Source organism: Duganella qianjiadongensis, assembly GCF_009857915.1.
GTDB classification, from domain to species: Bacteria; Pseudomonadota; Gammaproteobacteria; order Burkholderiales; family Burkholderiaceae_D; genus Rugamonas; species Rugamonas qianjiadongensis.
Genome location: NZ_WWCM01000004.1, coordinates 99,864 through 123,757, shown reverse-complemented (window position 1 = coordinate 123,757; position 23,894 = coordinate 99,864). Strand labels below are relative to the sequence as shown.

21 protein-coding genes and 2 tRNA genes are annotated in these 23,894 nt (G+C 59.4%); 17 read left to right on the top strand and 6 right to left on the bottom strand.

All coding sequences use genetic code 11. The features are described 5' to 3' along the window. The first annotated feature begins 1 nt into the window (after position 1). Positions 2–667 (top strand): amino acid ABC transporter permease, encoded by a 666-nt coding sequence (locus tag GTP27_RS08040; RefSeq protein WP_161038656.1) that lies wholly within the window; start codon positions 2–4, stop codon positions 665–667. Positions 668–735: 68 nt separating this feature from the next. Further along, complete coding sequence (locus GTP27_RS08035; RefSeq protein ID WP_161038655.1) at positions 736–2,931, top strand: putative bifunctional diguanylate cyclase/phosphodiesterase; 2,196 nt, start codon at positions 736–738, stop codon at positions 2,929–2,931. 117 nt (positions 2,932–3,048) lie between these two features. Here GTP27_RS08035 and GTP27_RS08030 read toward each other — a convergent pair whose 3' ends face one another. Further along, positions 3,049–4,725: an electron transfer flavoprotein-ubiquinone oxidoreductase gene (locus GTP27_RS08030; RefSeq protein WP_202416617.1), complete on the bottom strand. Its 1,677-nt coding sequence runs from the start codon at positions 4,723–4,725 to the stop codon at positions 3,049–3,051. A gap of 215 nt (positions 4,726–4,940) precedes the next feature. On the opposite strand from GTP27_RS08030, the gene GTP27_RS08025 reads away from it, so the two are divergent. Beyond that, a complete protein-coding gene (locus GTP27_RS08025; RefSeq protein ID WP_161038654.1) occupies positions 4,941–5,717 on the top strand; it encodes an SDR family oxidoreductase in 777 nt (258 codons plus the stop codon). A 12-nt stretch (positions 5,718–5,729) separates the two neighbouring features. Here GTP27_RS08025 and GTP27_RS08020 read toward each other — a convergent pair whose 3' ends face one another. Beyond that, positions 5,730–6,293 carry a PAS and helix-turn-helix domain-containing protein gene (locus GTP27_RS08020; protein ID WP_161038653.1) on the bottom strand — a complete coding sequence of 188 codons (564 nt, stop codon included), beginning with the start codon at positions 6,291–6,293 and terminating at the stop codon, positions 5,730–5,732. Between the two features lie 131 nt (positions 6,294–6,424). Between GTP27_RS08020 and GTP27_RS08015 the strand changes: the two genes are divergently transcribed. From GTP27_RS08015 to GTP27_RS08005, 3 genes are all read left to right on the top strand, one after another. Next, positions 6,425–7,123 carry a CoA transferase subunit A gene (locus GTP27_RS08015; RefSeq protein ID WP_161038652.1) on the top strand — a complete coding sequence of 233 codons (699 nt, stop codon included), beginning with the start codon at positions 6,425–6,427 and terminating at the stop codon, positions 7,121–7,123. A 17-nt stretch (positions 7,124–7,140) separates the two neighbouring features. Further along, positions 7,141–7,791: a 3-oxoacid CoA-transferase subunit B gene (locus GTP27_RS08010; protein ID WP_161038651.1), complete on the top strand. Its 651-nt coding sequence runs from the start codon at positions 7,141–7,143 to the stop codon at positions 7,789–7,791. 228 nt (positions 7,792–8,019) lie between these two features. Continuing rightward, positions 8,020–8,529, top strand: a complete 510-nt coding sequence (locus tag GTP27_RS08005; protein ID WP_229633532.1) for an FxDxF family PEP-CTERM protein — start codon at positions 8,020–8,022, stop codon at positions 8,527–8,529. 109 nt (positions 8,530–8,638) lie between these two features. On the opposite strand, the gene GTP27_RS08000 is transcribed toward GTP27_RS08005, so the two are convergent. Then, entirely contained in the window at positions 8,639–9,943 is a 1,305-nt protein-coding gene (locus GTP27_RS08000; RefSeq protein WP_161038650.1) for a dicarboxylate/amino acid:cation symporter, read from the bottom strand. A 161-nt stretch (positions 9,944–10,104) separates the two neighbouring features. After that, positions 10,105–10,899 carry a 3-hydroxybutyrate dehydrogenase gene (locus tag GTP27_RS07995; RefSeq protein ID WP_161038649.1) on the bottom strand — a complete coding sequence of 265 codons (795 nt, stop codon included), beginning with the start codon at positions 10,897–10,899 and terminating at the stop codon, positions 10,105–10,107. A 132-nt stretch (positions 10,900–11,031) separates the two neighbouring features. Here GTP27_RS07995 and GTP27_RS07990 point away from each other — a divergent pair, with 132 nt between their 5' ends. The 3 genes from GTP27_RS07990 to GTP27_RS07980 are packed head-to-tail and all read left to right on the top strand — an operon-like array spanning position 11,032 to position 14,584. After that, a complete protein-coding gene (locus GTP27_RS07990; protein WP_161038648.1) occupies positions 11,032–11,910 on the top strand; it encodes an alpha/beta fold hydrolase in 879 nt (292 codons plus the stop codon). 60 nt (positions 11,911–11,970) lie between these two features. Next, entirely contained in the window at positions 11,971–12,321 is a 351-nt protein-coding gene (locus GTP27_RS07985) for a RidA family protein (protein WP_161038647.1), read from the top strand. Positions 12,322–12,328: 7 nt separating this feature from the next. After that, the gene (locus GTP27_RS07980; RefSeq protein ID WP_161038646.1) at positions 12,329–14,584 is read left to right on the top strand and encodes a RelA/SpoT family protein; all 2,256 of its coding nucleotides are present in this window, start codon (positions 12,329–12,331) and stop codon (positions 14,582–14,584) included. A gap of 18 nt (positions 14,585–14,602) precedes the next feature. Here GTP27_RS07980 and GTP27_RS07975 read toward each other — a convergent pair whose 3' ends face one another. Continuing rightward, positions 14,603–15,244: a CatA-like O-acetyltransferase gene (locus GTP27_RS07975; RefSeq protein WP_161038645.1), complete on the bottom strand. Its 642-nt coding sequence runs from the start codon at positions 15,242–15,244 to the stop codon at positions 14,603–14,605. After that, the gene (locus tag GTP27_RS07970; protein WP_161038644.1) at positions 15,237–16,178 is read right to left on the bottom strand and encodes a cation diffusion facilitator family transporter; all 942 of its coding nucleotides are present in this window, start codon (positions 16,176–16,178) and stop codon (positions 15,237–15,239) included. Before GTP27_RS07970 ends, GTP27_RS07975 begins: the two co-directional genes overlap by 8 nt. Before the next feature lie 168 nt (positions 16,179–16,346). On the opposite strand from GTP27_RS07970, the gene GTP27_RS07965 reads away from it, so the two are divergent. The 8 genes from GTP27_RS07965 (at position 16,347) to pheT (ending at position 23,775) form a co-directional block, all read left to right on the top strand. Next, positions 16,347–16,423: transfer RNA gene (locus GTP27_RS07965), tRNA-Val, on the top strand. Positions 16,424–16,480: 57 nt separating this feature from the next. Next, positions 16,481–16,557, top strand: a tRNA-Val gene (locus GTP27_RS07960). A gap of 191 nt (positions 16,558–16,748) precedes the next feature. Next, a complete protein-coding gene (thrS, locus tag GTP27_RS07955; RefSeq protein ID WP_161038643.1) occupies positions 16,749–18,656 on the top strand; it encodes a threonine--tRNA ligase in 1,908 nt (635 codons plus the stop codon). A 31-nt stretch (positions 18,657–18,687) separates the two neighbouring features. Next, entirely contained in the window at positions 18,688–19,215 is a 528-nt protein-coding gene (infC, locus tag GTP27_RS07950) for a translation initiation factor IF-3 (RefSeq protein ID WP_371865902.1), read from the top strand. A 333-nt stretch (positions 19,216–19,548) separates the two neighbouring features. Further along, the gene (gene rpmI / locus GTP27_RS07945; RefSeq protein WP_057262756.1) at positions 19,549–19,746 is read left to right on the top strand and encodes a 50S ribosomal protein L35; all 198 of its coding nucleotides are present in this window, start codon (positions 19,549–19,551) and stop codon (positions 19,744–19,746) included. A gap of 23 nt (positions 19,747–19,769) precedes the next feature. Then, positions 19,770–20,129 carry a 50S ribosomal protein L20 gene (gene rplT / locus GTP27_RS07940; RefSeq protein WP_008449404.1) on the top strand — a complete coding sequence of 120 codons (360 nt, stop codon included), beginning with the start codon at positions 19,770–19,772 and terminating at the stop codon, positions 20,127–20,129. 103 nt (positions 20,130–20,232) lie between these two features. Beyond that, on the top strand, positions 20,233–21,252 hold the full coding sequence (gene pheS / locus GTP27_RS07935) for a phenylalanine--tRNA ligase subunit alpha (protein ID WP_155435259.1): 1,020 nt from the start codon (positions 20,233–20,235) through the stop codon (positions 21,250–21,252). Between the two features lie 72 nt (positions 21,253–21,324). Next, positions 21,325–23,775, top strand: coding sequence for a phenylalanine--tRNA ligase subunit beta (pheT, locus tag GTP27_RS07930; protein ID WP_161038642.1), 2,451 nt, complete (start codon positions 21,325–21,327; stop codon positions 23,773–23,775). The last annotated feature ends 119 nt before the right edge of the window (positions 23,776–23,894 follow it).

Sequence of the window (23,894 nt, the reverse complement as noted above, 5' to 3'; positions counted from 1 at the left end):
CATGGACTGGCAGGGACTGTTCCAGTTATTGCAGGAGGCCGCGCCCGTGATGCTGCGGGGCGCCGGCTATACCGTGCTGTTTGCGCTGGCCGCCATGCTGGGCGGGCTGGCGATCGGCTTTCCGGTAGCGCTGATGCGCCTGCTGCCTTACCGGCTGCTACGCTGGCCTGCCGGCGTGTATGTGAGCCTGATGCGCGGCACGCCGCTGCTGGTGCAGATGTTCGTGATCTATTATGGCCTGCCTAGTGTGGGCATAGAATTCACCCCGGTAACGGCAGGCATACTGGCGCTGAGCCTGAACTCTGGCGCATTTCTGTCGGAAAGCCTGCGCGGCGCCATCGCTGCCGTCAGCAAGGGGCAGTGGGCTGCGGCTTACAGTCTGGGGCTGGGCTATCGCGCTACGCTGGTCGATGTGGTGCTGCCGCAGGCGCTGCGCATAGCCGTGCCGGCCATGAGCAATACCCTGATCAGTCTGATCAAGGATACCTCGCTGGTGTCGGTGATTACCATGACGGAGCTGATGCTGTCGACCAAGGAAGTGATCGCCACCACCTTCCAGCCGCTGCCGCTGTATATTGCTGCAGCGGCAATATACTGGGTGCTGAGCCTGCTGTTCGAAGCCCTGCAGCGGCGCGCAGAACAACGTTTGAACCGCGCCCACCGCTAAACGCCTGCAGGACGCTCGACACTCACTTGCTAAAATGCTAGTCTTGCCACTATTCACAAAGGAATAGTATGGACGAGCGTGCGCCGGTTACAGAGCTGACCGCAGTACGCCGGTCTGTCGTCGGGACCGGCGAGGACAATCGGGGCCAGCTGGAGCGTCTCGAAGGCGGCGCTATGGTGTCTGCGCTACGGTCCGGTCTGGGCGCCGACCAGCTGAGCGCCGAACAGACGTATTTCAACGATATCTACCTGCTGGCCCCGGTCGGCTACTTCGTGCTGGGGCTCGATACCACTATCCTGCAGATGAACGTGGTGGGCGCCGATGTGTTGGGCGTGCCGCGTGCCAATCCCGCCCGCCTGCCGTTGCGCCAGTTCGTGGCCGAACGCTTCCACGGCGATTTCGATGCCATGGTGCGCAATGCGCTCAATACCAGCCAGCCTCAGCAATGTGGCGTGCAGATCTGCCGCGTGCCCGGCCAGCAGGGCTTTGCCGCTACCCTGCGCGCCAGTGCCGATGCCAGTGCGCAGGCCATCCGCGTGGTACTCGAGCTGGCCGAAGGCAAGCTGGCGGCACTCGAACGCAGCGAGGAGCGCTTCCGCCGCATCGTCCACACGGCCGAGGAGGGCATCTGGGAAATCGATGCCACGGCGCGCACCAGTTTCGTCAATCCGAAAATGGCCAGCATGCTGGGCTATGCCATCGAGGACATGCTGGGCCAGCCACTGGTGGCCTTCATGGACGAGGAGGGGCGCAGCATCCTTGAGCAGAACATCGCGCGGCGCCAGCGCGGCATGGCCGAGCGGCACGAATTCAAGTTTCTGCGCAGCGATGGCGGCGATCTCTGGACTTCGCTGATTACCAATCCTATCTATGATGCCGATGGCGCCTATCTGGGGGCGCTGGCGCTGGTGACCGATGTGACGGCAAGCCGCGCGAACAGTGAACTGATCTGGCAGAAAGCCAATTACGATGCGCTCACGGCCCTGCCCAACCGGCATATGTTCCATGACCGTCTGAATTACGAGGTGCGCAAGGCCCAGCGCGAAGGCCTGCAGCTGGCCCTGCTGTTCATCGACCTTGACGATTTCAAGCAGGTCAACGATACGCTGGGCCACGAACAGGGCGATTGCGTGCTGATCGAAGCGGCGCGCCGCATCAGCAACTGCGTACGTACCTCCGACACGGTGGCGCGGCTGGGCGGCGACGAGTTCACCGTGATCCTGCCTGCGCTGGAGCAGACGGCCGGGATCGAGCGCATCGCCCAGAACATGCTGACCCAGCTGACCCGGCCCTTCCTGCTGGAGGCAGGCGCGCCGACCATTTCGGCCAGCATAGGCATCGCCCTGTATCCGAACGATGGCCATGCGCCGGAAGAGCTGCTGCGCAATGCCGATCAGGCCATGTATGCGGCCAAGTCGGGCGGCAGCAACCGTTACAGCTATTTTACGGCCGAGTTGCAAATGGCCGCCCTGCAGCGCCTGCAGACCACGCTGGATCTGCGTGGCGCACTGGTGGCGCAACAGTTCGAGCTGCATTACCAGCCTATCGTGCATCTGGCCAGCGGCAGGATAGAGCGGGCCGAGGCCCTGCTGCGCTGGCGCCATCCGGAACGGGGGCTGCTCGCGCCGGCCGATTTTCTGCCCCAGGCGGAAACGGGCGGCATGATGCTGGAAGTGGGCGACTGGGTATTCCGCCATGCTGCGCGTCAGGCGCAGCAGTGGCAGCAGGCTTTTGGCAGCGCGTTCCAGATCAGCGTGAATTTCTCGGCGGCCCAGCTCAGGGGCGAGGCTGCGCTGTACAGCGGCTGGTGCGAACACGTGCAGCAACTGGCGCTTAGTCCGCACAGCATGGTTATCGAAATCAAGGAAAGCGTGCTGGCCGATGGCGTGACGCGGGTGGTGGAGCGGCTGCGCTGTCTGCGTGAAACGGGACTGCAGGTGGCGCTCGACAATTTCGGCAATGGTCATGCCTCGCTATCGCACCTGAAGCAGTTCGGCATCGACCAGCTCAAGCTGGACCGCAGCTTCCTGGCCGATATCGTCACCGACAGCGGCGAACTGGCCATGTGCGAGGCGCTGGTGGTGATGGCGCACAAGCTGGGCCTGCGCGTGGTGGCCGAAGGCGTCGAGACGGCCGCCCAGTGCGCGCTGTTGCGCCTGACGGGCTGCGACTACGTGCAGGGTTATGTGTATGCCGGCGCGCTCACGCCCGAACAGTTCGAACAGCTCTACCGCAAGGGTCTGCCCGAACTCGATCACTTCTAGCGCAAGGCGAACGCGGCAAAAACAGCAGGGCCGCTGCAGCCCCGGCAAACTGCCTACACATGGCAAGCTGTCCGCATGGTCCGCACCGGCCCCGCCAGCGCTCAGACTGCCGCCGTCTTACATGTTCGGATAGTTAGGGCCGCCACCACCTTCCGGCGTGATCCAGACGATGTTCTGGGTCGGGTCCTTGATATCGCAGGTCTTGCAGTGCACGCAGTTCTGCGCGTTGATCTGCAGACGGTCGGCACCTTCGTCAGTCTTGACGAATTCGTACACGCCAGCCGGGCAGTAGCGGCTTTCCGGACCGGCATACTTGGCCAGATTCACATCGACCGGCACGCTGGCGTTCTTCAGCGTCAGGTGGATAGGCTGGTCTTCCGCATGGTTGGTGTTGGAGATGAACACCGACGATAGACGGTCGAAGGTCAGCTTGCCATCCGGTTTAGGATAGTTGATCGGGCTGAACTGCGAGGCCGGTTTCAGGCATTCATGGTCGGCGTAGCTGTGGTGCAGCGTCCATGGCGCTTTGCCTTTGAGGATTTTCTGGTCTATCCAGGTCATGACGGAACCCAGATACAGGCCCTTGCTCAGCCAAGGCTTGACGTTGCGCGCCACGTGCAGTTCTTCATGCAGCCACGATTGTTCGAAGCGCGTGCTGAAGCTGCTCAGTTCGTCGCCCTGACGTTCGGCCAGCAGCGCTTCGTACACCGCTTCCGCTGCCAGCATGCCCGATTTGATGGCGGCATGGCTGCCTTTGATACGGCTCATGTTGAGGAAGCCGGCATCGCAGCCGATCAGCGCGCCGCCGGGGAAGACCAGCTTGGGCAGCGACTGCAGGCCGCCGGCCGCAATCGCGCGGGCGCCGTAGGAAATTCGCTTGGCGCCTTCGAAGAAGGGCTTGATGGCCGGATGGGTCTTGTAGCGCTGGAATTCTTCGTACGGCGACAGATACGGGTTTTCGTAATTCAGGCCGACCACATAGCCTACCACCACCTGATTGTTTTCCAGATGGTAGAGGAAGGAGCCGCCGTAGGTCTTGCTGTCGAGCGGCCAGCCGGTGGTGTGCACCACCAGACCGGGCTGGTGTTTGGCCGGATCGATTTCCCACAGTTCCTTGATGCCGATGCCGTAGGACTGGGGATCCTTGCCCTGATCGAGCTGGAACTTGGCGATCAGCTGCTTGCCCAGATGGCCGCGCGCGCCTTCGGCGAACAGGGTGTATTTGCCGTGCAGTTCCATACCGAGCTGGAAGTCAGGGCCGGCTTCGCCGTCGCGTTTGACGCCCATATTGCCGGTGGCCACACCTTTGACGGAGCCATCGTCGTTGTACAGGACTTCCGCCGCCGCAAAGCCGGGGAAAATTTCCACGCCCAGCGCTTCGGCCTGCTGGCCCAGCCAGCGCACCACGTTACCGAGCGAGATCACATAGTTGCCATGGTTCTCGAAGCAGGCGGGCAGTAGCGCGTTGGGGGTCTTGTGGGCTGCCGTTTCAGTCAGGAACAGCACGCGGTCTTCCGTCACGGGCGTGTTGAGCGGCGCACCTTTTTCTTTCCAGTCAGGAATCAGTTCGGTCAGCGCTTTCGGGTCCATGACGGCGCCGGACAGGGTGTGGGCGCCCAGTTCGCCGCCTTTTTCCAGTACCACGACCGATACTTCGCGCTGCTGCTCCGCGGCCAGCTGTTTAATCTTGATTGCTGCCGACAAGCCTGCAGGGCCGCCGCCAACGATGACGACGTCATACTCCATCGCATCGCGTGGGCCATACTGTTCAACGAGGTTTTGAGGCTGTGTCATAGTCTCTTCTTATAGTGGTGAATGAAAGGATCAAAAAATTTTAGCACGAGTGTGCTTCTTTTTCGTCCGAAATGCAATTGTGGCGCCATTTTGAGGGACATTATTAGACACCGCAATCTAATACTGGCGATTTATGTAATGATTGAGGATAGACATTCCCGCTTAGACCCCTTAGGCTGGCGGTTGTCATTATCAAATTCATTTAGGAGCAGCTCGTGGGCATAGAAGTCAACTTTGAGGGAAAAATTGCGCTGATTACGGGCGCCTCCAGTGGTCTGGGAGCCCGGTTTGCCAAAGTGCTGGCTCAGGCTGGAGCGCAGGTGGTGCTGGCTTCGCGCCGCATTGACCGGCTGAAGGAATTGCGCGCCGAAATCGAAGCGGACGGCGGCGCCGCCCATGTGGTCAGCCTCGACGTGACGGACTACGCCAGCATCAAGTCGGCCATCGCCCATGCGGAGACGGAAGCCGGTCCGATCGATATTCTGGTGAATAACTCCGGCGTATCAACTACGCAACGTCTGGTCGACGTCACGCCGGAAGACTATGCTTTCGTGATGGATACCAATCTGCGCGGCGGCTTTTTCGTTGCGCAGGAAACCGCCAAGCGCATGATCGCCCGCGCCAAAGGCGATCCGAACAAGAAACACCGCATCATCAACATCGCTTCCGTGGCGGGCCTGCGCGTGCTGCCGCAGATCGGCGTGTACTGCATGAGCAAGGCCGGCGTGGTGCAGATGACCAAGGCCATGGCAGTGGAGTGGGGCAAGTACGGCATCAATACCAATGCCATCTGCCCCGGCTATATTTCGACCGAAATCAACGAGGACTATTTCGCCAGCGAGCAGGGCCGCAAGCTGATCGATATGCTGCCGCGCAAGCGTCCGGGCAAGCCGGAAGATCTGGACGGTCTGCTGTTGCTGCTGGCCGGTGAAGATTCCAATTTCATCAATGGCGCCATCATTTCTGCCGATGACGGCATGACGGCAACCTGAGGCTCAGCCAGATCAGAGCTGCTGCAGCCCCACCAGCTTGTGCACGAGTTCGGAGGAGGTGGCAGCGGCAAACTTGCGCATCAGCTTGGCGCGGTGCATTTCCACCGTGCGCGGGCTGAGGTCGATCTGCCGGCCTATGGCTTTGCTGGTTTTGCCTTCCACCAGCAGGGCGGCAATTTCCCGTTCGCGCGGCGTCAGTTCCGCCGTCACGGGGCGCTTCTCGCTCACATCTTCGAACGTCCAGATGCCGGGGCCTAGCGGCTCGGCGGCGCGCATGGCGTGACCCGTTACGTGGCACCAGAACAGTTCGCCGCTGGCGCGGCGCATGATGCGTTCGTCCGAATAGCGGCCCTTGGCATTCATGATGGGAATGATGCGGTCACCCGTGCGCAGGAATTCATCCATGGTGGGGTATAACTGCTGGAACGACATGCCGTTCATGGCGACGCGCGTATAGCCGAACATCTGTGCCAGCGCATCGTTGCTGGCCTGTATGGTGCGGTGGGCTGAAATGCACATGCCCACAGGCGCATGCAGAAATATGGATTCGTAGTCGATGGCGGAGGCTGCAGTCATGGGCAAGGCGACAGGTATTTCTACGGTATTGTACTTTTAGTGTGCCTATTCTATGCTGACACGCTTCGTTGCCGATTCATTTTTCATTAGTTTGGCATTGAACTAGCAACATTTCGTAAAAAGGGAGACCCATGAATAAAGTATATCCGGACGCCGCCTCCGCACTGGCCGGCGTGGTACAGGACGGCCAGACTATCGCTGTCGGCGGCTTTGGCCTGTGCGGTATTCCTGAAGCGCTGATCGGCGCTCTGCGCGATTCCGGCGTCAAAAACCTGACGGCAATCTCCAATAACGCCGGCGTAGATGGTTTCGGCCTGGGCCAGCTGCTGGAAACCCGCCAGATCAAGAAAATGATTGCTTCCTACGTGGGCGAGAACAAGGAATTCGCACGCCAGTATCTGGCCGGCGAACTGGAACTGGAATTCACCCCGCAAGGCACGCTGGCCGAGAAGCTGCGCGCCGGCGGCGCCGGCATTCCCGCTTTCTTCACCAAGACGGGGGTGGGCACCATCGTGGCGGACGGCAAGGAAATCCGTGAATTTGATGGCGAACAGTATGTGATGGAACGTTCGCTGGTAGCCGATGTGGCGCTGGTGAAAGCATGGAAGGCCGACAAGGCGGGCAATCTGGTATTCCGTAAAACGGCGCGCAACTTCAACCCGAATGCCGCCATGGCCGGCAAGCTCACCATCGTCGAAGTCGAACAGCTGGTGGAAGTGGGCGAGATCGATCCTGATGCCGTGCATCTGCCGGGCATCTTCGTACACCGCATCGTGGTCAATGCGACGCCGGAAAAACGTATCGAGCAGCGCACTCTGCGCGCCAACTAAGCATAACGGAGATAACTATGGCATGGACTCGTGATGAAATGGCCGCGCGCGCGGCGCAGGAGCTGCAGGACGGTTACTACGTGAACCTCGGCATCGGCCTGCCTACGCTGGTGGCCAATTATGTGCCGGAAGGCATGGAAGTATTCCTGCAGTCGGAAAACGGCTTGCTGGGCATAGGCCCGTTCCCGACCGAAGCAACGGTGGATGCAGACCTGATTAATGCAGGCAAGCAGACCGTGACGGCGCTGCCCGGTGCAGCCTTCTTCAGCTCGGCCGATTCCTTCGGCATGATCCGCGGCGGCAAGATCAATCTGGCGATTCTGGGCGCCATGCAGGTGTCGGAAAAAGGCGATCTGGCCAACTGGATGATACCGGGCAAAATGGTCAAGGGCATGGGCGGCGCGATGGATCTGGTGGCCGGCGTGAAGCGTGTGGTGGTGGTGATGGAACACGTGGCCACGGCCAAGGACGGCAGCACCTCGCACAAGCTGCTCAAGCAGTGCGACCTGCCACTGACAGGCGTGGGCGTGGTGGATCTGGTAATTACCGACCTGTGCGTGATGGAAGTGACGCCGCAAGGCCTGAAAGTGACGCAATTGGCTCCGGGCGTCAGCAAGGAACAACTGGTGGCAGCAACTGGTTGCCCACTGGATATGTCGGCAGTCTGAAGACTGTCGGCTGGATGAGACAGCGGCACGCCTCGGCGTGCCGTTTTTTTTGCCTTGATGCGCTGCTAAGCGTGTGCTGGTCTTACGGTATAGCCTGCTTCTATGAGATGAGTTCAGTCCATATGAAATGAATGATTGATTATCGTAAGCAGGACAGTTATTCTGGCGATAAGGGTATTGTAAGTTTGTTAGTAGTCTTGTTCGTTAATTAATATCGATAGGATAATTATGAAACTACGCTCACTCGCTCTCGGTATTGCCATGTTGGCCAGTAGTTGTGTTGCTTCGGCAGCGGCCTACACCGTCACTCTGAATCCCACCACGCCGCATCACTATTCGGCATCGTTCGGAGCCACGCCGAATACTGGCCTGTTCACCGACACCTTCACATTTAGTCCTAACCTGACGCTGGGTAGTTCGGCTTCGGTCCTGTTCTTTAACTTTGCGCTGGACGGTAATTTCAACTACGACCCGAATCTGCAGGTCCATTTCTCCAGTGCTAGTCTGAACGGGAATAACCTCAACATTAGTAACGGAATACCGGTGAGTACGGCCGGCATCACATTGCCCAGCATTTCGGGTCCGCTGGTGTTGACCGTTTCCGGTACGTCGGGCGGTGGTAGCTATGCCGGGGTGATGAACGTCACCATGGCCGTACCTGAGCCTGAGACTTACGGCATGATGCTGGCCGGTCTGGCGCTGGTCGGTGTGGTGGCACGCCGCAAACAGCGCGCCTGATCCGCAACACGCAAGAATAGCCCGCCGAGTGCGGGCTTTTTTTATGGGCACAAAAAAACGCCCCGGGCCAGAGGGCGCGGGGCGTCACTAAGGGGCGTGCTGTAGGGGCTTAGTGGGCCTGACGGTGCAGCGGCATCAGGTCAGGATCGGTTACGGTGGAGCCGGGGTTGTTCAGTTCCTTGTGCAGAGTATCGTGATCGAGTTCGTGCTCCCAGTTCGATACCACGACAGTGGCAACACCGTTGCCGATGAAGTTGGTCAGGGCTCGGCATTCGCTCATGAAGCGGTCTATGCCCAGAATCAGCGCCATGCCGGCCACCGGAATGGTGGGGACCACGGCCAGCGTGGCAGCCAGCGTAATGAAGCCGGCGCCGGTGATGCCGGAAGCACCTTTCGAGGTCAGCATGGCGACGCCGAGGATGGTCAGTTCCTGCGTCAGCGTCAGGTCGGTATTGGTGGCTTGCGCTACGAACAGGGCAGCCATGGTCATGTAGATGTTGGTGCCGTCCAGATTGAAGGAATAGCCGGTAGGGACCACCAGACCAACCACCGACTTGGAGCAGCCCAGACGTTCCAGCTTGGTAATCAGCGAAGGCAGGGCGCTTTCCGACGAGCTGGTGCCCAGTACGATCAGCAGTTCTTCGCGGATGTAGCGCAGGAATTTGAAGATCGAGAAGCCGGTGAAGTGGGCGATGGCGCCCAGCACGATGAAGACGAACAGGCCGCAGGTCAGATAGAAGCAACCCATCAGGGCGGCCAGTGGTTTGAGCGAAGCGATGCCGTATTTACCGATGGTGAAAGCCATGGCGCCGAATGCGCCGATAGGAGCGGCTTTCATTACCAGACCGACCATGCCGAAGATGGCCGAGGCTAGTTCGTCGATCAGTTTGGCAACCGGTTTGCCCCGTTCGCCCAGCAGCGACAGCGAGAAGCCGAACAGGATAGCGATCAGCAGCACTTGCAGGATATCGCCTTTGGCGAACGCATCGACGATGGTGTTCGGGATGATGTTCATCACGAAATCGATGGTCGATTGCTGTTTGGCTTTTTCCGTGAACTGGGCAATGGCCTTGGTGTCGAGCGTGGCGGGATCGGCGTTGAAGCCTGCGCCCGGACGCATCAGATTGGCCACGAACAGGCCGATCACCAGCGCGAAGGTGGAAACGACTTCAAAGTAGAGCAGCGCTTTGCCGCCTACGCGGCCGATTTTCTTGACATCCTGCATGCCGGCAATACCGGATACCACGGTGCAGAAGATCACGGGGGCGATGACCATCTTGATCAGCTTGATGAAGCCATCGCCCAGCGGTTTCATGGCGACGGCATCGCTAGGGTAGTACATGCCAAGCAGGACGCCGACCGCAATCGCGAACAGCACCTGCACGTACAGGATTTTATAGAATGGTTTTTTCACGGATGTCTCCACGCTTCAAGGTCAAGCGTTCATCATCCGTGAAAATAACTGTTATCACTATTGTGGAAATCCTCACAGGGATTGGTGATAACACGTATTGCATGATGCCTAGGCATCAGGCGCCACCGCATTGTGCGGAAGTGGCGCCCCGCCGGACGGGCTTACTGGGCTACCCAGCCGCCGTCCATATTCCACGCGACGCCGCGAACTTGACGGGCTGCATCGCTGCACAGGAAGAGGGCCATGGCGCCCAGTTCTTCAGGGGTGACGAATTCGTGCGATGGCTGTTTGTCGGCTAGCAGGGCTTTTTTGGCCGCTTCGTTGCTGATGCCTTCCTTGGCGGCACGGTCATCGACTTGCTTCTGTACTAGCGGGGTCAGTACCCAGCCAGGGCAGATGGCGTTGGCCGTGATGCCGGTGGTGGCAGTTTCCAGAGCCGTAGCTTTGGTTAGACCGATCAGGCCGTGCTTAGCCGCCACATAGGCCGATTTACCGGCCGATGCCACCAGGCCGTGCACGGAAGCTAGATTGATAATGCGGCCCCAATTGTTGGCACGCATGCGCGGCAGCGCCAGACGGGTGGTGTGGAATGCCGAACTCAGGTTGATGGCGAGGATGGCATCCCATTTTTCGACTGGGAAGTCTTCCACATTGGCGACATACTGGATGCCGGCATTGTTGACCAGTATGTCCACGCCGCCGAATTTTGCGCCGGCATAGGCCATCATGGCTTCGATCTGGTCGGGCTTGGACATGTCGGCGTTGTGGTATTCCACCTGAATGCCGAATTCGGCTGCCAGATCGGCCTGCAGTTGGGCGATTTCCGCGGCATCGCCGAAACCGTTCAGTAGCACGTTGGCGCCTTCCGCTGCCAGGGTGCGTGCGATGCCGAGACCGATGCCGGAAGTGGAACCCGTTACCAGTGCCGTTTTGCCGCTCAAAGTCTTGTTTGCCATAGTTCCTCTGCAGAGTTGAAGATTAAAGTCGCGCTGCGCTACACTTGTGTAGGATTTTAAGCGCATTGCCCAGTAAAATGTTAATTCAGAACATCTTTACATAAATCGAATAAAAATCACCAAGGAAGCCGCATGTTCGAAGCAAAAATAAAGTCTGTTCAATGCCTGTCGATGGCGGGCCTGCACACCATGGCTTACAAAGAATGGGGCGATGCCGACAATCCCCGTGTGTTGTTATGCGTGCACGGCGTGACCCGCGTTGCCGACGATTTTGATGCCATGGCACAGGCACTGGCAGGCGATTACCGCGTTATCGCGCCCGATATTGTGGGCCGTGGCCGTTCCGGCCGTCTGCTCAACCCCCAGCTGTACCGCATTCCCCAGTATGTTAGCGACATCGTAACTTTGCTGGCGCGCGTCTTGCCCGATCATGGTGCACGCAAGGTGGACTGGTTCGGCACCTCGATGGGCGGGCTGATCGGACTGGGGCTGGCTTCCTTGCCCGGCAATCCTATCGGCAAACTGATCCTCAATGACATCGGTCCTGTGCTGGCACCAGCGGCGCTGCAGCGCATCGGCGACTATATTGGTCAGGACATGCGCTTCGATAGCTTCGACGAGGCGGCCAAGTTCATCCGTGACGTGTCGGTCACCTTCGGCCCGCACACGGAAGCCGAGTGGCACAAGCTGGCACAGGATGTGCTGCGTCTGGACAAGGATGGCAAGTGGGTGCGCCATTATGATATGGGACTGGCCCAGCCTTTCCGTTCGGCCACGCCGGAATCGGTGGAGGCTGATCAGGCCGCGTTGTGGACCGCGTATGATGCGATCCGCTGCGAAACGCTGCTGATCCGCGGTGCCGAGTCCGATCTGCTGTCGGCCGAGACGGCGCAGCAGATGGGGCAGCGCGGCCCGTGCGCCAAACTGGTGGAAATCCCCGGCGTGGGGCATGCGCCCACGTTTGTGCACGCTGACCAGATCGCCATCGTGCGCGAATTTCTGCTGGGCTAAGTGGCATTTAAAGAATAAACAGTATGTTCGCATACTGGTTTTACCAACAAGAAGATGAGTATGGAAATCAAACGACTGCATGTAGGCAAGCGCCTGTCCGAAGTGGCCATTCATAACGGTACCGTGTATCTGGCGGGCCAGATCGCGGATGACAAAACCCTCGATATCCAGGGCCAGACGGGGGAAGTGCTGGGGCATATCGACCGCCTGCTGGCCGAGGCGGGTAGCGACAAGACCTGCATCCTGAGCTGCCAGATCTATATTGCCGATCTGGCTGATTTTGCGGGTATGAATGAAGTGTGGGATGCGTGGGTGCCGAACGGCCACACGCCGCCCCGTGCGACGGTCGAGGCCAAACTGGCCGATCCCGCCTGGCGCGTCGAGATCGTCGTCGTCGCCGCACAGCGCTAGGAGTCCCATGGTTTCCACCACCGCCATCACGAGCGCCACCTCGGAGCAACTGGTGCAGGGGCTGTCGGTCGACGACGGCGCCCGCATGCTGGCCGCGCTCGATTACGCCAGCGGCGCTTACGGCGAGCGGGTTTGCAGCACGGGGCAGGCGGCGTTCGACTTTGCCGTCGGTGTAGCCAGCACGCTGGCCTTCATGCGCACCGATGTCGAAACCCGCATCGCCGGTCTGATGTTCGAACTGACGCTGCTGGATCCGGCCCATGCGCCGCTGATCGAGCCGCGCTTCGGCAAGGACGTGTGCGATCTGGCCTCCGGCGTGCGCCAGCTGATCCGCCTGCGCGAACTGACGCTGGGCCAGAAGGACCCGGCTGCGGCGGCACGGGGGCGCAATGCGGCGCAGCAGGCGGTGGCACAGGTGGAAACCCTGCGCAAGATGCTGCTGGCCATGGCCTCGGATATGCGCGTGGTGCTGGTGCGGCTGGCCTCGTGCGTAACCACTTTGCGCTATTTCGCCGAGATCAAGCTGTTCAACGACATGACCAGCGCCTATGGGCGCGAAACGCTGGACCTGTACGCGCCGCTGGCCAACCGGCTCGGTATCTGGCAGCTCAAGTGGGAGCTGGAAGACCTGTCGTTCCGCTTCATCGAGCCCGATACCTACAAGCGCATCGCCAAGATGCTGGAAGAAAAGCGCATGATGCGCGAGGGCTTTGTCACCTCGGCGATTGCGCGCCTGCAGGCGGAAATGGCGGCCGCCGGCATACAGGCCGACGTATTCGGCCGCCCCAAGCACATCTATTCCATCTGGAACAAGATGAAGGGCAAGGAGCTGGACTTCACCGACCTGTACGATGTGCGCGCTTTCCGCGTGATCGTGGCCGACGTCAAGACCTGCTACACGGTGCTGGGCGTGGTGCACAACATCTGGACGCCGATCCCGAAAGAATTCGACGATTACATCTCCCGTCCCAAGCCCAACGGTTACCAGTCGCTGCACACGGTGGTGACTGCGGAAGATGGCCGTCCGCTGGAAGTGCAGATCCGCACCCAGGAAATGCACAACTTTGCCGAGTACGGCGTGGCGGCGCACTGGCGTTACAAGGAGGAGGGCGGTTCCAACTTCCAGGGCCAGAAGTACGACGAGAAGATCGCCTGGCTGCGCCAGCTGCTGGCGTGGAAGACCGATGTGGCCGATGTCGTGGTGGGACAGGAAGAACAGCAGCAGCGCGAATGGGTGGAGAAGCTCAAATCGGCCGCCCTGGATGACCGCATCTTCGTGCTGACGCCGCAGGCGCGCGTGCTGGAACTGCCGGTGGGCGCCACGCCGGTGGACTTTGCCTATCACCTGCATACGGACGTGGGCCACCGCTGCCGTGGTGCGCGCGTCGACAACGTGATGGTGCCGCTCAATACGCCGCTGAAAAACGGCCAGACCTGCGAAATCATCACGGCCAAAGGCGCGCCCGGCACGGCCGGGCCATCGCGCGACTGGCTGAACAACGACTACACGGTGGCTTCGCGCACGCGCTCCAAGATCCGTGCATGGTTCCATGCCATCGACATGCAGCAGACCCTGTCCGATGGCCGCGCCATGGTGGAAAAGACCTTGCAGCGCGAAGGTAAAACCGCGGTCAATCTGGAAGCGCTGGCCAACAAGCTGGGTTTCGCCAAGGTGGACGATCTGTTCCTCTCGGTGGGCAAGGACGAGTTCAGTCTGCGTCAGGTCGAGCAGGCGCTGAACGATACGGGCGAACCGGCCGAGCCGGAAGATGCCGTGGTGCTCAGCCGCAGCCGCGCTTCCAGCGTGGAGCAGGGCGCCAAGTCAGGCGTGCTGGTGGTGGGCACGGATGGTCTGATGACGCAGCTGGCCAAGTGCTGCAAGCCGGCACCGCCTGATGGCATCGTCGGTTTCGTCACGCGCGGCAAAGGTGTATCGATACACCGCACCACGTGCAAGAACTTTGCCGAAATGCGGGCCCAGGCGCCCGAGCGCGTCATCGTGACGGAATGGGGCCGCACTTCGTCCGATACGGTGTATCCGGTCGATATCTTCATTCTGGCGGGCGACCGTCAGGGCCTGCTGCGCGATATCTCGGAAATTTTCTCGCGCGAGAAAATCAATGTGATCGGCGTGAATACCCAGAGTGCCAAAGGATTTGCCCGCATGACCTTCACGGCCGAAATCGGCGCCACCGCCCAGCTGCAGAAGGCCTTGACGGCGATTACGGAAGTGAGCGGCGTGCAGGAAGCGCGCCGCGCCTGAAGCGCCAGCTTGGGAAGTTCAGATCAGCAGCTGGCTGATCCGGGCTTTGATGGCCTCGCCCAGCAGATGGATGTGGTAGCCGTCTACAAAACCGTGGTGGGCCTGCACCGATAAGGGCAGGCGCATCATGCCATCGTCCTGCGGCGGGCCGAACTTGCCCCATGCGAGGGCCGGAATGTCGGCCGTCTTGTGCAGGTAGATAGGGTGTTCGATCGCCGTCAGTTCCAGCCAAGGCATACAGGTGATGTACACATTGCGTTTGTGATCGAGCGGGCTCAGACCGGCGCTGGTGTTGATCAGCTCTGCGCTGGCTTCCGCCATTTTTTTCGCCGCCAGACTGCGTTCCACGAACAGCGCCAGATCGTCCGTCATGTCGAAACGGGCGAAATTCAGATTGTTATCGCTATTGAGCACCGTGTACGAGGCCATGAAGTCCTTGATGCGGATCACTTCGCCATCGAGCTCGCGGTACATGAAATTATCGATGCTGGCGACGGCGCGCAGCACGCAATACAGGAATACGTGGAAGGGCGGCAGCTGCTGCGCTTTGCAGTAGGGCCGCAGATCCGGCACGGTGAGCGTGAAGCTCAGGTTGATCAGCGGGTTGGCGAACTGGGTGTAACCGTTATAGCGGTCACGGCGATTCTCGAAATTATGCATCGTGGGCGACTTCTGCCTGCAGGGTGATATGGTCTATGCCATGCTTATCCAGCAGCATGGACTTGATATTCTGCAGGATGGCCGGCCAGCGCGACAAGTCGGTGATTTCCACATGACCGATCAGGGCGGGCTGGCCGGGCGACATATCCCACACGTGCAGATCGTGCACCGACAGCACGCCATCGATCTGGCCCAGATCGGCGCCCACCTGCAGATAGTCGATATGTTCGGGCACGCCTTCCATCAGGAAGTGATAGGACTCGCGCAGCACGCTCCAGGTAGATTTGAGGATCAGCATGGCCACGAAGATGGACAGCAGCGGGTCGATCTGCATCCAGCCCGTGTAATAGATGACGGCACCGGCGGCCAGCGCTGCCACGGAGCCGAGCAGGTCGCCGATCACGTTGACCAGTGCTGCACGCGTATTCATATTGCTTTCGCCGCGCGACAGAATATAGGCGAGTACCACATTGATCAGCAGGCCGATGGCGGCGACGATGGTCACCATGGCGCCCTGTACCTGTTCCGGCTGCGAGAAGCGGTGCACGGCTTCCACCACGATCCAGCCCACCAGTACCAGCAGCACCAGACTATTGACGAAGGCGGCCAGCGCTTCGGCGCGGCCAAAGCCGAAGGAGTTGCGCGCCGACGGCGGGCGCTTGGCGATCAGCTGGGCCAGCAAGGCCAGTCCCAGCGCTGCCGCATCCGTCACCATGTGGCCGGCGTCCGAGATCAGGGCCAGCGAATTCGACATGAAGCCGGTGACCACTTCCACCACGGCGAAGCCCAGCGTCAGCGCCAGCGACCATGCCAGTACGGACTGGCTGCGCTGTTCGGTAAAGTGGACGTGCAGCGCGTCGCCATCGCGGTGGGCGTGCAGGTGGGCGGAAGGGGAGTCGGGCAGCTGGCTGCCGGCCGCGGCATTGTGGGGCATGGGATGGGGCGCTGTGATGTGAAAGCCGTAGTTTAATGGATCACGGCATTTCTTGTCGCTGGCCGGGCCGCGAAGATGCGATCAAATCAGCAACATAGTGCTTTCTGTAAATGTTTCGCTTACATGCCCTTGTGTTTCTTCGTATCGCTCTCTATAATGCTGGTCTTCGGGCGGTTAGTTCAGCTGGTTAGAATACTTGGTCGACATCCAAGGGGTCGCAGATTCGAATTCTGCACCGCCCACCAGAATAAGTAGTAGGTAGTGGAGCAGGCAGTAAAACACTATAACGATAGAAGTACCTCGGGCGGTTAGTTCAGCTGGTTAGAATACTTGGTCGACATCCAAGGGGTCGCAGATTCGAATTCTGCACCGCCCACCAGAACATGTAAGAGCGAGAAAGGCAATCCGGTTATGACACCGCGAACTACTACCAGTATTGGTGAGTGACGCTAGTCGAACGGGATCCTTTTGCTCGAAAAAAGAGAAAACGCGGCTAGTCCGCGTTTTTTTTTCGTCCGTATTTTTTAATTCATCGACACCCCTGGCCTGTGCGCCGTAATGGAGATCACTATGCTTTCAATTCGCCTTCCTGATGGTTCGTCCCGTCAATTCGATGGCCCGGTTACCGTGGCTCAAGTGGCGGGCAGCATCGCCACCAGTCTGGCGAAAGCCGCGCTGGCCGGCAAGGTCAATGGCAAAGTGGTGGATACCTCGTTCCTGATCGAACAGGACGCTGATCTGGCTATCATTACCGATAAAGATCCGGAAGGTCTGGAAGTGATCCGTCACTCGACCGCTCACTTGCTGGCTTACGCTGTGAAGGAACTGTTCCCGGACGCGCAAGTGACGATCGGCCCTGTCATCGACAACGGCTTCTACTACGACTTCTCCTACAAGCGTCCGTTCACCCCGGACGATCTGGTAGCGATCGAAAAGAAAATGACGGAACTGGCCAAAAAAGACGAGCCAGTCACCCGCAAAGTGCTGCCGCGCGACGAGGCGGTGGCCTACTTCAAGTCTATCGGCGAAGCCTATAAGGCCGAGATTATCGCCTCGATTCCGGCCGATCAGGACGTGTCGCTCTACACCGAAGGCAGTTTCACCGACCTGTGCCGCGGCCCCCACGTGCCATCGACGGGCAAACTGAAAGTATTCAAGCTGATGAAACTGGCCGGCGCCTACTGGCGCGGCGACAGCAAGAATGAAATGCTGCAGCGTGTCTACGGCACCGCCTGGACCAAGAAGGAAGATCAGGAACAATACCTGTTCCAGCTGGAAGAGGCGGAAAAGCGCGACCACCGCAAACTGGGCAAACAGCTCGATTTCTTCCACTTCCAGGACGAAGCGCCGGGTCTGGTGTTCTGGCATCCGAAAGGCTGGACCATCTGGCAGCAGGTGGAGCAGTACATGCGCAACAAGTATCAGGTGAACGGCTATCAGGAAGTCAAAGCGCCGCAGATTCTCGATTCCAGCCTGTGGGGCAAGACCGGCCACTGGGATAACTACCGCGAAAACATGTTTGTGACGGAGTCGGAAAACCGTTCTTATGCGCTGAAACCGATGAACTGCCCCGGTCACGTGCAGATTTTCAACAGCAATATGCGCTCCTACCGCGACCTGCCGCTGCGCTACGGCGAGTTCGGCCAGTGCCACCGCAACGAGCCTTCGGGCGCGCTGCACGGCATCATGCGCGTGCGCGGCTTTACGCAGGACGATGGTCACATCTTCTGTACCGAAGAGCAGATCGAGCCGGAAGTGGTGGCATTCCACACCCAGGCCATGGAAGTGTATAAGGACTTCCACTTCAATAACATCGAAGTCAAGCTGGCTCTGCGTCCGGACAACCGCATCGGTACCGACGAAATCTGGAACGAAGCCGAAGAAGCGCTGCGCTCCGGTCTGCGCGCCTGCGGTGTAACGTGGACCGAGCTGCCGGGCGAGGGCGCGTTCTACGGTCCCAAGATCGAGTACCATCTGAAGGATTCGCTGGGCCGTCCGTGGCAGGTGGGTACCATGCAGGTGGACTTCTTCATGCCGGAGCGTCTGGGCGCCGAATACGTGGCGGCTGACAACAGCCGTCAGGTGCCGGTTATGCTGCACCGTGCGATCGTCGGTTCGATGGAGCGCTTCATCGGCATCCTGATCGAAAACTATGCTGGCGCGCTGCCAACCTGGTTGTCGCCAGTGCAAGTTTCGGTTCTGAACATCTCCGACGCCCAAGCCGAATATGTGGCGCAAGTGGCTGAAAAGCTGCGCCGCTGCGGGTTCCGCGTGCAGACCGATTTGCGCAACGAGAAAATTACCTATAAAATACGCGAACATTCCGTCCAAAAACTGCCTTACATTTTAGTGGTAGGCGACAAAGAGCGGGATGCCAATACCGTGGCTGTGCGGGCACGGGGCAATGTCGATCTGGGCGTCATGTCCGTCGAAGCCCTGATCGAGCGACTCCAGCAAGACGTCGCCACCAAGGCCTAAGCGCGCAGCATTTCATCAGACATTAAAAGGAATCACCATAGCTACTGACAAGTCGCATCGCATCAATGGCGAAATCACTCACCCCGAAATGCGTTTAAGCGGGGTTGATAACGAGCCTCTCGGTATCGTGAGTCTGGCCGAAGCCTTCCGCCTGGCGGAAGAGGCAAACGTTGATCTGGTCGAGATCGCACCTACTGCGGTCCCGCCGGTCTGCCGTTTGATGGACTACGGCAAGTTCAAGTATTCGGAGCAGAAGAAGGCTCACGAAGCGAAATTGAAGCAGAAAGTCATCTCCGTGAAGGAAGTCAAATTCCGCCCGGGTACCGATGACGGCGACTACAATATCAAGCTGCGCAATCTGATCAAGTTCCTTGAAGATGGCGACAAGACCAAGATCACGCTGCGCTTCCGCGGCCGTGAAATGGCGCACCAGGATATTGGCTTCCGTATGCTGGAACGTCTGAAAGCCGACCTCGAGCCGCACGGCCAGGTTGAGCAGTTCCCCAAAATGGAAGGCCGCCAGATGATTATGGTGCTGGCACCTAAGAAGAAAAAGTAAGCTCTCGGGCTGAGAGGCCGTTTCAAAAAGCCCGCAGCTTCGTTGCGACTCGTCGCCGTGCTTGTGCACTGTCTTCGTCGCCGCGCCTCGCTGCGCGCATTTTGAAACACCCTCTAAAAAAATTCGGGGCTGGAGCGGGTTTTCTAAAAAAACCTGCTCCAGCCCCGATTTTTTTGCTGCGCTATTGCTACGACTGGTCTATAATGTCCGGCTGTAGTAAATGTAGTGGACTCGCATCTGCTGCAAAAACAAGTGAAAGCAGGCATCTAAGCGTAACGTAGTTACCACCTGCAATCCTGTTTGATATGGAGCTACCCGAAGGGGTAGATTACTATGCCAAAAATGAAAACCAAAAGCTCCGCGAAAAAACGTTTTCGCGTGCGTCCAGGTGGTACTGTTAAATCGGGTATGGCTTTCAAACGCCACATTCTGACCAAAAAGACCACCAAAAACAAACGTCAACTGCGCGGCACTCGCAACATCAACGCTTCGGATGTCACGTCCGTACTGCGTATGATGCCATCCGCTTAATCTCACACTGTTAAGGAGTTACTATGCCTAGAGTAAAACGTGGGGTTACAGCTCGTGCCCGTCATAAAAAAGTACTGAACCTGGCCAAAGGCTACCGCGGTCGTCGTAGCAAGGTATATCGTATTGCCAAGCAAGCAGTGATGCGCGCTGGCCAGTACGCCTACCGTGACCGTCGTAACAAGAAGCGCGTCTTCCGTCGTCTGTGGATCGCCCGTATTAACGCTGCTTCCCGTGAGCATGGCGTTACCTACAGCGTATTCATGAACGGTCTGAAGAAAGCTTCGATCGAACTGGACCGTAAAGTCCTGGCCGATATGGCAGTGATGGACAAGCCAGCATTCGCTGCGATTGTCAACGCTGTGAAAGCTAAAATCGCTGCCTAATACGCATTGATTGACACTAGCTGCTGCGGCGACGCAGCAGCCGAGAGAACGGGGCAAGGTGAGATACCTGTGCCCCGTTTTTGATTGAGGATAAGAAAAACGCATGGACTCCCTGGAACAACTCGTCGCCTCAGCAGTGCAGGATTTCATGGCCGCGCAAGATGACGCCGCCGCACTGGAAAATGCTAAAGCCAAATATCTGGGCAAGACTGGCCAGATTACCGAATTGATGAAAGGGTTGGGCAAGCTCGACCCTGAAGCACGCAAGGCGCAGGGCGCCCTGATCAACGCTGCCAAAGGGCAGATCGAAGCGGCCCTGACGGCCCGGCGCGACGCGCTGGCCGAAGCCCAGATGCAAGCGCGCCTCAACGCCGAGGCGATCGACGTTTCCCTGCCAGGCCGCGGCCGCGCCGGCGGTGGATTGCATCCCGTGATGCGCACCTGGGAGCGGGTCGAGGCGATCTTCCGTTCCATCGGTTTCGAAGTGGCCGACGGCCCCGAAATCGAAAACGACTGGACCAACTTCACCGCGCTGAACAGCCCGGAAAACCATCCAGCCCGTTCCATGCAGGATACCTTCTACATCGAAGGCAACGATACCACGGGCAAGCCGCTGCTGCTGCGTACCCACACCAGCCCTATGCAGGTGCGTTATGCGCGCAGCCACACGCCGCCGATCAAGGTGATCGCGCCGGGCCGTACCTACCGCGTCGACAGCGATGCCACCCACTCGCCCATGTTCCATCAGGTCGAAGGCCTGTGGATCGCCGAGAACATCAGCTTCGCCGATCTGAAGGGCGTGTACCTGAATTTCGTCAAAGCCTTCTTCGAGACGGATGATCTGCAAGTGCGCTTCCGTCCTTCCTACTTCCCGTTCACCGAACCTTCGGCCGAGATCGACATTGCCTTCGGTTCCGGCCCGCTCAAAGGCCGCTGGCTGGAGATCTCCGGCTCGGGTCAGGTGCACCCTTCGGTGGTGCGCAACTTCGGTCTGGATCCGGAAAAGTATATCGGTTTCGCCTTCGGCTCCGGTCTGGAACGCCTGACCATGCTGCGCTACGGCGTCAACGATCTGCGTCTGTTCTACGAAGGCGATCTGCGCTTCCTGAAGCAGTTCAACTAAATCCTCAAGTCGGTCGAGCGCGCTCACGCAGGTGGGCAGCGCTCCCGTCGGACTCTCTTTGAAGGCTTGATTATGCAATTCTCTGAAAACTGGCTCCGTACCATGGTCGATCCGAAGATGACTTCGGACGAACTGGCCCATCTGCTGACCATGTCCGGTCTGGAAGTGGAAGAAGTCGAAGCGGTAGCCCCGCCGTTTTCCAATGTGGTGGTCGGTCATGTACGCGATATGGCCAAGCACCCGAATGCCGACCGTCTGAACGTGTGCCAGGTGGATGTGGGCACGGGCACCCTGCTCAACATCGTCTGCGGTGCGCCGAATGTGCGCCCGGGGCTGAAAGTGGTGTGCGCCATGGCCGGCGCCGTGCTGCCGCCTGGCGCCGACGGCAAGCCCTTCGAAATCAAGGTGGGCCAGCTGCGCGGTGTGGAATCGCAAGGCATGCTGTGCTCGGCCAAGGAACTGAAGCTGTCGGAAGAGGGCAGCGGCCTGCTGGAACTGCCGGACGATGCACCGATCGGCAAAAACTTCCGCGACTACTACGCGCTCAACGATCTGAAGTTCACCATCAAGCTGACCCCGAACAAGGCCGACTGCCTGTCCGTGCTGGGCGTGGCGCGTGAAGTCTCGGCCCTGACGGGCGTTGCGCTGCAGGCGCCGACCTTCCGTCCGGTGGCGGTCAACAGCGCCGAAGTGCTGCCGGTGAAAATCTCGGCGCCGGATCTGTGCGGCCGCTTCTCGGGCCGGGTGATCCGCAACCTGAACGCCAAAGCCGCCACGCCAGCGTGGATGAAGCAGCGCCTTGAGCGCAGCGGCCAGCGCTCGGTATCGGCACTGGTGGATATTTCCAACTACGTGATGCTGGAGCTGGGTCGTCCTACCCACGTGTTCGATCTGGCCAAAATCCACGGCGGCCTGAATGTACGCTGGGGTAAGGCCGGTGAAACCCTCAAGCTGTTGAACGGTAACACCATCAGCATCGACGAATGGGTAGGCGTGATTGCCGACGACAAAGAAATCGAATCGCTGGCCGGTATCATGGGCGGCGACGCTACCGCTGTTTCGCTGGAAACGGAATCGATCTATCTGGAAGCGGCATTCTGGTGGCCTAACGCGATACAGGGCCGCGCCCGCAAGTACAACTTCTCGACCGATGCGGCGCACCGTTTCGAGCGCGGCGTAGACCACGCCACCACGGTGGAACATATCGAGCGGATTACCTCGCTGCTGATCGAAATCTGCGGCACCCCGACCACGCAAGTGGGGCCGGTGGATGACCAGATCGTCAACGTACCGGCTGCCAAGCCAGTGCAGATGCGCACGGCGCGCGCCCGCAAGGTGATCGGCGTGGCTGTCAACGACCAGATGGTGGCCGATATCTTCGCCCGCCTGGGCCTGCCGTTCTCGCTCGAAGCTGCCGCCGATGGCAGCAATGACCATGGCGTGTTCGCCGTGACGGCGCCTAGCTACCGTTTCGATATCGAGATCGAAGAAGATCTGATCGAAGAAGTGGCGCGCGTGTACGGCTTCGAGAACATTCCAGCGGTGGCGCCAGTGGCTGCCAACACCATGATCATTGCGCCGGAAAACACCCGTACTCTGTTCGCCGTGCGTCACCAGCTGGCCGATCTGGGTTTCCAGGAAGTGGTCAATATGAGCTTCGTGGAAGCGGCATGGGAGCAGGATTTCGCCGGCAACGAGCAGCCTATCCGCCTGCAGAATCCTATCGCCAGCCAGATGAGCGTGATGCGTACCACCCTGATCGGCAGTCTGGTCAGCAATGTGCGTTACAACCTCAACCGTAAGACCAACCGCGTGCGCCTGTTCGAAGTGGGCGCCATCTACCTGCGCGACGACAGCGTGGCCGATGGCGCGCTGACCGTGGCCGGCTACCACCAGCCTAAGCGGGTCGCTGCCATGGCTTACGGCCATGTGGCCGACGAGCAGTGGGGGCTGGATAACCGCCATGTCGATTTCTTCGACCTGAAGGCCGATCTGGAACACCTGTTTGCGCCGCTGACCCTGCGTTTCGTCAAAGCCGAACATCCGGCCCTGCATCCGGGCCGTTCGGCTAACGTGCTGCTGGACGGCAAAGTTATCGGCTTCATTGGCGAACTGCATCCGCGCTGGCTGCAGAAATATGAGCTGCCGCAAGCGCCGGTGGTGTTCGAAGTCGATGCCGAGGCGCTGCAGCAACGCAATGTGCCCGTTTATGCGGAAATTTCCAAGTTCCCCGGCGCGACGCGCGATCTGGCCGTGGTGGTGAAACAGTGCGTTCCGGCACAGGATCTGCTCGATGCCTTCAATGATGCTCTGGCAACAAATCCGCACGGAAAGATTGTGCAAGCCATTGTTTTGTTTGATGAATATCGTGGTAAAGGGCTGGAGGCGGACGAAAAATCGCTTGCTTTCCGCTTTAGCTTGCAAGATACTCAAAACACGCTGCAGGATGACGTGGTCGAGGCCGTAATGACGGCCCTGGGCGACGCTGCCAAGCAGAAACACGGCGCACGTCTGCGCACCTGATACGGGCGCAAAGCTGAGCGTTTTGTATATTCGGGAGTCCGGCTAATGCCGGACTCATTCGTTATTAGAGAAGGCAGGGCAGTAAAATTAATAACAACGACGTCGATTCCGCCGTACTG

Coding starts and splice junctions, on each gene's coding strand:
- GTP27_RS08040 (WP_161038656.1), top strand. CDS start 2: ATGGACTGGCAGGGACTGTTCCAGTTATTGCAGGAGGCCGCGCCCGTG.
- GTP27_RS08035 (WP_161038655.1), top strand. CDS start 736: ATGGACGAGCGTGCGCCGGTTACAGAGCTGACCGCAGTACGCCGGTCT.
- GTP27_RS08030 (WP_202416617.1), bottom strand. CDS start 4,725: ATGACACAGCCTCAAAACCTCGTTGAACAGTATGGCCCACGCGATGCG.
- GTP27_RS08020 (WP_161038653.1), bottom strand. CDS start 6,293: ATGACTGCAGCCTCCGCCATCGACTACGAATCCATATTTCTGCATGCG.
- GTP27_RS08015 (WP_161038652.1), top strand. CDS start 6,425: ATGAATAAAGTATATCCGGACGCCGCCTCCGCACTGGCCGGCGTGGTA.
- GTP27_RS08010 (WP_161038651.1), top strand. CDS start 7,141: ATGGCATGGACTCGTGATGAAATGGCCGCGCGCGCGGCGCAGGAGCTG.
- GTP27_RS08005 (WP_229633532.1), top strand. CDS start 8,020: ATGAAACTACGCTCACTCGCTCTCGGTATTGCCATGTTGGCCAGTAGT.
- GTP27_RS07995 (WP_161038649.1), bottom strand. CDS start 10,899: ATGGCAAACAAGACTTTGAGCGGCAAAACGGCACTGGTAACGGGTTCC.
- GTP27_RS07990 (WP_161038648.1), top strand. CDS start 11,032: ATGTTCGAAGCAAAAATAAAGTCTGTTCAATGCCTGTCGATGGCGGGC.
- GTP27_RS07985 (WP_161038647.1), top strand. CDS start 11,971: ATGGAAATCAAACGACTGCATGTAGGCAAGCGCCTGTCCGAAGTGGCC.
- GTP27_RS07980 (WP_161038646.1), top strand. CDS start 12,329: ATGGTTTCCACCACCGCCATCACGAGCGCCACCTCGGAGCAACTGGTG.
- GTP27_RS07975 (WP_161038645.1), bottom strand. CDS start 15,244: ATGCATAATTTCGAGAATCGCCGTGACCGCTATAACGGTTACACCCAG.
- GTP27_RS07970 (WP_161038644.1), bottom strand. CDS start 16,178: ATGCCCCACAATGCCGCGGCCGGCAGCCAGCTGCCCGACTCCCCTTCC.
- thrS (WP_161038643.1), top strand. CDS start 16,749: ATGCTTTCAATTCGCCTTCCTGATGGTTCGTCCCGTCAATTCGATGGC.
- rpmI (WP_057262756.1), top strand. CDS start 19,549: ATGCCAAAAATGAAAACCAAAAGCTCCGCGAAAAAACGTTTTCGCGTG.
- rplT (WP_008449404.1), top strand. CDS start 19,770: ATGCCTAGAGTAAAACGTGGGGTTACAGCTCGTGCCCGTCATAAAAAA.
- pheS (WP_155435259.1), top strand. CDS start 20,233: ATGGACTCCCTGGAACAACTCGTCGCCTCAGCAGTGCAGGATTTCATG.
- pheT (WP_161038642.1), top strand. CDS start 21,325: ATGCAATTCTCTGAAAACTGGCTCCGTACCATGGTCGATCCGAAGATG.